Raw genomic sequence first — 9,379 nt, 5'->3', positions numbered from 1 at the left:
GTCGACTCGATCCCCGCCATCTACGGGCTCACCGACCAGGCCTACATCGTCTTCACGGCGAACGTCTTTGCCTTGATGGGGCTACGCCAGCTGTTCTTTCTCATCGGCGGCTTGCTGGAACGACTGGTCTACCTCTCCCAAGGCCTTGCCGTCATCCTGGCGTTCATTGGCGTGAAGCTCGTCTTCCACGCACTGCACGTCAATGAGCTTGCCTTCATCAACGGCGGGCAGCCGCTGTTGTGGATTCCCGAAATCCCGATCTCCTTCTCCCTCATCTTTATTGCCGCCACGATCACCGTGGCCACCGTCGCGAGCCTGTTCAAGACCCGCGGCAACCAAAAGCGTCCCGCTGCACCCGCACCGAGCGACCCCTCCATCACGAAGGATGACTCCAAATGAGCATGTTCGCCAAACATACAGGCCTCTCCCAGTAAGCCCTGGACAAGTCCGGTACGACGAATCAGCCCAAGAACGCCGGCCAGAAAGACTGGTGTGCGATCGTGCGCACTGCAGCAGAAGCCGATACCCTGACCGGCGACGGACGCGCCACCGAGGCTTCTGCCGGCCGTCGGCCAGCTTCCCCCGAGACGTATCGTGCACAGCCGCACCGCTCCGATTCGCGTGTTCCATCCGGAGAGATCAGCAACGCCGACCGGGCGGCCATCGCGCGCTACGATTACCTCCTGGAAACCGCCAATCCGCACCAGATAGAGCAAATGCACCGCGAAGCCTTCGAACGCCTGACCCCGGCCCAGCGGGATCAAATCCAGCAGCGGATACGCACGGAACTTCCCACCAAGGACCATCCCCGAACCTCCGGTGCCGATGACCTGGCCCGAACCGCCATAGCCCTGCCGGCAGCGGCTCTGCTGGGGACAGAATGAGGGCGTTCGCACGTTGGCATGCGAACGCCCTCATTTCATTTTTCCCTGGCCCTACTTCTGGTTAGTTCCCTGTCTGAGGTCTTAGGGCGGCCTTTGTAACCGCGCCTGATGCTACATCGGCAAGTGCTTCGTTCACGTTCTCCAAGTCGTATACGGAGAGTATGGAAGCCAGATCGTGATTCTTGACCAGCTGCGGTAGTGATTTCACGTACTTGACGTAGTGTGCCGGCGAGAAGCCCCAGGATCCGAACACCTTGAGCTGCTTCTTGGTGATCAGGTGGGGGTTGATCGGAGTGGGGCCGTGATCCGTGTATTGCCCGAGCACCAGTACCTGGGCGTTTGGCCGCGCCAGGTCTATGGATTCGGCCACCGCGGATGGTATACCGGCGCATTCGATTACGACGTCTGCTCCCTGGCCGGCAATCTCGTGGAAAGCTGCAAGACGTGCTTCGGCGGTCGGGTAGGTATCCATATCGATCGCGATATCCGCAGCCCCTATCTTCAAAGCGACCTCAATACGCGAGGTTGGGCCACCCAGGATGATGACCTGGGCGGCGCCCATGGCCTTGGCGTACATGGCCGAAGCCAGACCCACCGGCCCGGCTCCCTGGACCGCGACGATCGAACCGGGTTCGATCGTAAGGTTTTCAACGACACCATGGATGGCGGTTGGTCCCGCGCAGCCTAGTGTGATTACCTCCTCGAAGCTGACGGTGTCCGGCAGCTTGATGATGGTCGTACCTGCTTCTAGGGATATGGTTTCTGCCCAGCCACCTTGAAGGTGTGGTGCATCCGAAGCTTTGCGGTTGATGCCGTAGATCTTGCGGTTGAGGCAGAGCGTAGGTTCTTTCAGCACAAGGCATTCGTAGCAGCTGCCGCAGGGAATGTTGTTGGCCCATACAACGCGGTCGCCCACCGACAGTGGTTGACCCTCAACGTCGGTGGTTAGTCCCTCGCCAAGTGCCCGGATATGGCCGACTCCTTCGTGTCCCATGGCCAGTGGCAGCGGCACGGAAAGGTGCCCGGTGCGCAGGTGGACATCGGTGCCACAGATTCCGCCGAGCGCAACATCCACCAGGGCGCCGCCGGGTGCTACGGAGGGCATTGGATACTCCTGCAACTCGACCGATTCATTGAATTCTTTCAACACAGCCACTTTGGGCATGGAACTACTCCATTCTTGGGGCCATTGACAGGTTTATTTTTTCCTGAAAGGCCCGCTGTCCATTAATTTGATTCTTGTAAGCGTATCGTCCGACGATTGCGCCTTCGCGACTGTTAGCCGGCCGAGACGGAAACGGCGTCGGCCTCCTGCGGGCTGCGGGGATCCTTGGCCCTGCGAGCCAGGGCAATGGCCACGAATCCAATGGCCGCGGCGACGGCAATGTACGTGGCTACGGCCATGGAAGAGCCGGTATTTTGCATCAGGTACGCGGCGATGAACGGAGCAGGAGCCGAGGTGATGATTCCACCGAGTTGATAAGCCAGAGAGCTACCAGTAAAACGAACTTCGGTCCGGAAAAGTTCAGGGATGAAGCTGGCTACAGCTGAATAGGCGGTTGCGTGCGCAATGGGCAGAGCCAGGATCATCGCAGCAAGAGCGCCCATCGGTTCCCCGGTGTTGACAAGCCAGAATACCGGGTAGATCAGAACAGCGACCAGGGCGGCACCGGCCAGCATGACGGTTTTCTTGCCGATCCGATCGGCGAGCATTGCGACCAGCGGGATGGTGAAGACCTGGATGCTGGCCGCGATGATCAGGGCAATAAAGACGGATTCACGGTTGAGTCCAACGTGAGCGGGACCGTAGCTGAGCAGGTAAACGGAAGAGATGTAGAAGATGATGTTCGGTGATGCCAGCGTCAGGGTGCCGAGGATTAGTGGCCACCATGCGGTGCGCAGCAACTCGAAGAGTGGAACTCGAACTTCACGCTTTTCCGACTTCATCTTGAGGAATTCCGGCGACTCCGTGATCCGCAAGCGGATGAACAATCCAACGAGGATCAAGAGGGCCGAAATCCAGAAGGGTACCCGCCATCCCCACGCATGGAAGGAGGCTTCGTCCATCTGCTGCATCAGCAAGAAGATGGTGGAGGAAAGAACCAATGCAGCAGGAACGCCCGACTGGGTCCAAGATGCGTAGAAGGCCTTCTTGTTCTTCGGCGCATGCTCCAGAGCCATAAGGACCGCGCCTCCCCATTCACCACCGACGGCCAATCCTTGGAGGAAACGGAGCACGACCAGGAGGATCGGGGCCCAGATGCCAATGGCATCGTAGTTAGGCAAGAAGCCGACGAGGAAAGTGGAGACACCCATCAGTATCAGGGACCACACGAGAATGGTCTTGCGGCTAACCTTGTCGCCGAAGTGGCCAAAGAGGATGCCACCAAAAGGGCGGGCGATAAAGGCGACGGCAAAGGTGGCGAGCGCTGCCAGGGTCCCGGCTGCAGGGGACAACTGGGGGAAGAACTGGTCATTCAGAACGAGGACCGCGGCAGTGCCGAAAATATAGTAGTCATACCATTCGATGGTGGTACCGATCATCGAGGCGGCTGCTACGCGTCTCGCCGGATGGCGATGCGTCTGCGCAACGTTGGGCATCTATTACTCCGCTCAGGTGGCTTCACAAAATATGTACTTTATGTCACAGCCATACTTCCTTGCATGTAACATGTATGTCAAGAACGCTGCTGAATTCAGTGTGAAAAATGTGCAATCTAGTATAGAAGGAAGATGTCATATGACTGATGCTCCATGGAAAAAGATTACCGGGAAGCTTGGAGAGATCGAGGTTCCGCTGGGGCTGTACGTCGATGGTGAATGGCGGGCAGCGGAGGGGGAAAGGGTCTTTTCCGTGCAGAACCCGGCAGATGAGACCGAGATTGCGGCTGTTTCCGATGCCAGCACAGACGATGCGCTCGATGCCCTGACCGCGGCGACCGGTGCCCAGGAGGCGTGGGGAAGCACCACGACGCGCCACCGTTCCAATATTCTTCGCAAGGTCTTCGAGCTGCTGGTCGAGCGCAAGGAGGAAATTGCTTGGGTGATGTCGGCTGAAATGGGCAAGCCGCTCACGGAGGCGCGTGGCGAAGTCCAGGTGTCGGCGGATTACTTCCAGTGGTTCTCGGAGCTGGTCACGCAACAGCAGGGCACCTACACAGAGTCGCCCACCGGCGGCTTCAAAATCATCACCACGCGCCAGCCGGTTGGCCCTTCCTACCTGGTAACCCCGTGGAACTTCCCGCTCTTCATGGGCGCGCGCAAGGCGGCTGCGGCCCTGGCCGCCGGGTGCACGATTATCATCAAGCCAGCTGCGCTGACACCGTTGGTGACCCACATGTTTGTGCAGGTCCTACACGAGGCCGGGCTTCCAAAGGGCGTGGTTAACCTTGTCACCACGAGTTCGTCGTCCAAGCAGTCGCAGGCCCTGATGTCGCGCACCGAACTGAAGAAGGTCAGCTTTACCGGCTCGACGGCAGTTGGCGTCACCCTGCTCAAGCAGGCGGCGGACAACGTGATGGCTACGTCGATGGAACTGGGCGGAAACGGCCCGTTTGTCGTTCTTTCCGATGCGGATGTGGAAGAGGCCGCCGCGGGTGCGGTGGTAGCGAAGTTCCGCAACGCCGGGCAGGTTTGCGTTGCCGCGAACCGCATCATCGTGGAGAAGTCCGTGGCTCCTGCCTTCCGGGAAAGCTTCTTGGCGAAGGTTGCCGAGCTCCGGGTCGGAGCAGGTACAGAAGACGGGGTTAATGTCGGACCTTTGGTCGATGAGAAGCAACGCAACAGCGTGCAGCGGCTCCTCAGCGACGCGGTGGCCGAAGGGGCGGAGATCATCTTCGGTGGCGACTCGACCGAGGGGCCAGGCTTCTTCATTAACCCCACGGTGGTCGCGAATGCTGGTCTGGACTCGACCATTGCCACGAGTGAGATTTTTGGTCCGGTTGCCTCCATCTACGAGGTCGAAGGCGACGACGCCGCGCTTGACTTGGCCAACCAAACGCCCTTCGGCCTGGTTTCCTATGTCTACACGCGGGACGTGAGCAAGGCGATCAAGGCCGCTGAGCGACTCGACAGCGGTATGGTCGGCGTCAACCGCGCAGTGGTGGCCGATCCGGCGGCACCGTTCGGTGGGATCAAGGCTTCTGGCTTTGGCAAGGAAGGTGGGCACGCGGGCATCGAAGAATACCAAATCGAAAAGTACATCGCGCTCAACATCTGACCTGCAAGGGGAGCCGGAGTCAGAGGGCACCTCTGCTTGGCTCGGACAACCAGGCGAATGAATGTTCGATGTCCGCCATAGCGAATTCGGGACGATTCTGGGTTTCCTGGTGAATCAGAATCCGTGCGGTATTCGTGATGTGTCTGAACACCGCACGTTCAACCGCCTGAGCATTGCCTTCTCGATAGCCGCTGATGATGTCGGCATGGTCATCGAAGCATTCCCTGGCAGAACGGGAGGTGGGGACGGTCCCGACGCCGGTGCTGAGAACAAAATCACGTTGTTCTTGAAGCATGATCAAGGCCTTTTCATTCCCTGAGCCGGCGAGCAAAGTTTGGTGAAAGTCTCTGTCCGCGCGCAGCACCGCGTCAGGATCACCTGACTCGGCAGCTGCCCGAAATTTTTCTACCGAGGATTCGAATTGAGCAGAAGAGAAATGGTTCTTTCGCATGGTTGCCAGCCGAGACAATGGCACTTCAAGCATCACCCTGATCTGGAAAACCTGGATCAAGGTCTCCACTGACGTATTGAGGACACGAAATCCTTTCTTGTCTTCGATACGTACCATGCCACGACGCGCGAGTTCCATGAGTGCCTCGCGGACCGGGGTGCGGGAAACGCCCAACTTAAGGGCGACCTCTGATCCCGTGTACAGCTGGCCGGGAATGAGTGAACCCTGGACGATTTCCAATCGGATTGAATCGACAGCTTGCTCAGTCAGGGTTGCGTTGCGATTGACGGATTCCATTTACCTATTATCCCAATTCAAGTAAGAGCCAAGACACATTCACAAGGAGAGACGTAGCAATGTCTACATATTCGTTCGGCGTCGTAGGCGCCGGAATAATCGGTGCGGCAGTGGCGAGAGAACTGACACTCCGCCACCCGGGCGCGCAGATCACCGTTATCGACAAGGCAAGCGAAGTCGCGTCCCACCAGACTAGCCACAATTCAGGGGTCGTCCACGCCGGTTTGTACTACCAGCCCGGAAGCCTCAAAGCCCGGCTGTGCAGGCGTGGCGTCGACCTACTGCGCGACTACGCAATTGCCAAGAACGTTCCCTACGAGGAGTGCGGAAAGCTCGTCGTAGCGCTCACCGCTGAGGAAGAGCGCAGGGTTCGAGATATCTACGCTAAGGCCATGGCCAACGGCGTACCTGATGTCGAGCTCATCGGACCCGAAAAGATCCGGGAAATTGAACCCAACGCCGTCGGACGCTTGGCACTGCATTCCCCGCACACCGCCATCATCGACTATGCGGCCGTTACGCGCGCACTGATCGACGACGTGACCAACGCGGGAGGGAAGCTCCTGCTGGACAGCGAGGTCACAGACATCTCCAATACCGGGGAAGAATGCACCGTGACCGTAGACCGCAATGGGCAGCTAACGAGGCACCGGTTTGATTACCTCGTTGTTTGCGCCGGCCTCCAGACTGACCGGGTCGCCCGTCTCGCGGGAGGGGCAACGTATCCCAAGATCGTTCCATTCTTCGGCCAGTACTCGATGCTTGCTTCGGAACACCGGAGCATCCTCAACGGACTCGTGTACCCGGTTCCTGACCCCGCATACCCTTTCCTCGGCGTACATCTCACCAAGCGAGTCGATGGCGAAATGCTGGTTGGCCCGAATGCGTTTCTTTCGTTTGGACGAGAGAACTACAAGGGCTGGGGCATCGGGATCAAGGACAGCCTCGACGTGGTGTTCAGCGTAGCCTTCTGGAGGTTTGCATCACGGAACATCAAGGCCGCCATCCATGAATTTGGCGCAGTGATTTCTCGCAAAAAGTTCCTTGCGGGCGCAGCCGCCTACGCCCCGAGCTTGGACGGAGCACAGTCCACCCCAATTACCCGCGGAATCCGCGCGCAGGCGATGGATGAAAACGGACAGTTGGTGGATGACTTCGTGATCGAGCAATTGGGTCGAGTCACCGCGCTGAGAAATGCTCCCTCTCCCGGTGCGACATCTGCGTTGGCCATTGCTGAGCATCTCGCCCAAAAAATCGATGAAACTTTGTCTAAAGTTACAGACGGCGTGCCGAAGAGCGACGCTCACTAACCTAGGGGTTTTACCGTGGCGCAGGAAACCGCTGATTTCCGTTCTTTGGGATTCAGCGGTTTCCTGATCTCTGGATCGTCGTTCACACCGTGGTCGCTGGTTTGAGTGCCGGGCTCCACACCTTTCGCTCGTTGTTCCCTTCTTGCGTCAGGCAGAAGGGCTGCCGATTCAAGCGGCAAGGGCGTCTGTGGCGCCATTGCCGCTTGAAGCATGTGAGGAGGGCTATGCCCGGCGTTTCATTTTCGTTGCTAAAGACGCTAAATGACATCCCCCGCCATGAAAACGACAGACTAAGAGAACAGACATCCCCTTCACCTTTCCCCGGAGCAGGCGATTGAACAAACAAATATCCGCCACCCTTACCCTGCACAAAGACAGCATCCATTCATGAGACGCGCCAAGATCGTTGCCACGATCGGTCCCGCCATCGGCAGCTACGCTGCCACACTCGCCGACCTGGAAGCGGGTGTCGACATTGCCCGGTTGAACATGAGCCACGGAGCGCACGACGTGCACGAGCAGACATACCTCAATGTGCGAAAGGCCGCAGAAGAATCGAACCGGTCCGTCGGGATCTTCGCCGACCTCCAGGGACCGAAGATCCGGGTCGGACGGTTCGCCAACGGGCCACACCACCTTGCCGCGGGACAGCGGTTCACCATCACCATCGACGACGTCGAAGGTGCCGCCCAGATCTGTTCCACCACCTTCAAGGGATTGCCCGGCGATGTGAGTCCCGGCGACATCCTGTTGGTTGACGACGGGAAAGTCGCGCTGCGCGCGACCTCGGTCACGGACACCGATGTGGTGACCGAGGTCGTGGTGGCGGGAACCGTCTCCAACAACAAGGGGATCAACCTTCCCGGGGTGGCCGTGAGCATCCCCGCCCTGGCCCCCAAGGACGAGGAGGATCTGCGTTGGGCGCTGCGCACCGGCGTCGACATGGTCGCTCTGTACTTCGTTCGGGATGCGGCCGACATCCTCCGGGTCCACGAAATCATGGACGAGGAAGGCAGACGCACGCCCGTCATAGACAAGATCGAAAAGCCCCAGGCCGTGGCCGCTCTGGAGGAAATCATCGACGCCTTCGACGCCATCATGGTTGCCCGCGGCGACCTTGGCGTGGAGCTACCCCTGGAAGAGGTGCCCCTGGTGCAAAAACGCGCCATCGAGCTGGCACGGCGACGGGCCAACCGGTCATCGTCGCCACCCAGGTGCTCGAGTCCATGATCGAGGCCCCCACACCCACCCGGGCCGAGGCATCAGACTGCGCCAACGCCGTGCTGGACGGTGCAGACGCGGTCATGCTTTCGGGTGAAACCAGCGTGGGCAAGTATCCGATCGAAACGATCCGCACCATGGCCAAAATCATTGAATCCACGGAGGACCACGGGCTCGAGCGCGTGCCCGCTCTGGGCACCATTCCGAAGACCCAAGGCGGTTCCATCACTAGGGCCGCGGTCGAGATCGCGAACCAGCTGGGCCCCACCTGCATTGCCACCATCACCCAGAGCGGCGATTCAGCACGCCGCCTCTCACGTCTGCGCCCCTCCAAGCCGGTATATGCGTTCACACCCTCCCTGGCCACCCTGAACGCCATGACGCTGACCTGGGGAATCCAACCGCGACAGGTCCCGATCGTGGAACACACCGACGACATGGTCGACCAAGTTGACCGGATGCTCCGCGAAAGCGGCCTGGCCTTGCCAGGGGACCTGGTCGTCATAGCCGCCGGATCGCCCGCGGGCACCGCCGGTTTCACCAACATTCTCAAGCTCCACCGCATCGTCGACAGGAATGACTGACGGATCAGTCCCCGGGAAACGCCGACTTCAATGCGGCACCCGACAACCCAGCCAGCGGCACCTGCACGCTGACTGAGCGCCGGCTCTCGTTGACGCCCACCGAACCGCTTCGACGACATCGGTAATATCGCGGGTGGCACCCTGCCGGAAGCGCGTTGTTCGAGCCAGGAAATGAGTCAGGGACGACGGGGCAAAGGTAATAACGACCTGGCCTCGGACATGTTTAGCTGCCGGCTATCCGGCGGGGAGTGTCGCGGTGAGCCATCGGCTTATGCGATTGGTTGTCAGTCGGCCACCCGGAACCGCGAAACAGATTTCTCGTGTTGCGATTCACGGCTCTGGAGGCCGGCGGGGCCCAGGCGAAATCGTTGCCACGGGCCGACGCAGCTGCTAAGCGTGGAGGGTTGGTGGAT

Annotated in this window: 6 protein-coding genes and 2 pseudogenes; 5 read left to right on the top strand and 3 right to left on the bottom strand. The window is 59.5% G+C overall.

Annotation, left to right across the window (positions count from 1 at the left end):
• Nucleotides 1–399: pseudogene (locus tag OIU93_RS19225) on the top strand (TerC family protein); the annotation flags it as partial.
• Nucleotides 400–500: 101 nt separating this feature from the next.
• The gene (locus OIU93_RS19220) at nucleotides 501–884 is read left to right on the top strand and encodes a hypothetical protein (RefSeq protein ID WP_264271668.1); all 384 of its coding nucleotides are present in this window, start codon (nucleotides 501–503) and stop codon (nucleotides 882–884) included.
• A gap of 61 nt (nucleotides 885–945) precedes the next feature.
• Here the strand turns inward: OIU93_RS19220 and OIU93_RS19215 are convergent, their stop codons facing one another.
• A complete protein-coding gene (locus tag OIU93_RS19215) occupies nucleotides 946–2,049 on the bottom strand; it encodes a zinc-binding dehydrogenase (RefSeq protein ID WP_264271667.1) in 1,104 nt (367 codons plus the stop codon).
• Nucleotides 2,050–2,162: 113 nt separating this feature from the next.
• Entirely contained in the window at nucleotides 2,163–3,485 is a 1,323-nt protein-coding gene (locus tag OIU93_RS19210; RefSeq protein WP_264271666.1) for an MFS transporter, read from the bottom strand.
• Nucleotides 3,486–3,624: 139 nt separating this feature from the next.
• Between OIU93_RS19210 and OIU93_RS19205 the strand changes: the two genes are divergently transcribed.
• Nucleotides 3,625–5,103 (top strand): NAD-dependent succinate-semialdehyde dehydrogenase, encoded by a 1,479-nt coding sequence (locus OIU93_RS19205; RefSeq protein WP_264271665.1) that lies wholly within the window; start codon nucleotides 3,625–3,627, stop codon nucleotides 5,101–5,103.
• A 19-nt stretch (nucleotides 5,104–5,122) separates the two neighbouring features.
• Here the strand turns inward: OIU93_RS19205 and OIU93_RS19200 are convergent, their stop codons facing one another.
• A complete protein-coding gene (locus OIU93_RS19200) occupies nucleotides 5,123–5,851 on the bottom strand; it encodes a GntR family transcriptional regulator (RefSeq protein WP_264271664.1) in 729 nt (242 codons plus the stop codon).
• A 59-nt stretch (nucleotides 5,852–5,910) separates the two neighbouring features.
• Between OIU93_RS19200 and lhgO the strand changes: the two genes are divergently transcribed.
• Together lhgO and pyk are read left to right on the top strand one after the other, a co-directional pair.
• Nucleotides 5,911–7,161 (top strand): L-2-hydroxyglutarate oxidase, encoded by a 1,251-nt coding sequence (gene lhgO / locus OIU93_RS19195; protein ID WP_264271663.1) that lies wholly within the window; start codon nucleotides 5,911–5,913, stop codon nucleotides 7,159–7,161.
• Nucleotides 7,162–7,548: 387 nt separating this feature from the next.
• A pseudogene (gene pyk / locus OIU93_RS19190) lies at nucleotides 7,549–8,966 on the top strand (pyruvate kinase).
• Nucleotides 8,967–9,379: the final 413 nt, after the last annotated feature.

This window comes from Paeniglutamicibacter sp. ZC-3 (assembly GCF_025847175.2).
Classification (GTDB): domain Bacteria; phylum Actinomycetota; class Actinomycetes; order Actinomycetales; family Micrococcaceae; genus Paeniglutamicibacter; species Paeniglutamicibacter sulfureus.
This window is presented reverse-complemented; position numbering and strand designations above follow the sequence as displayed.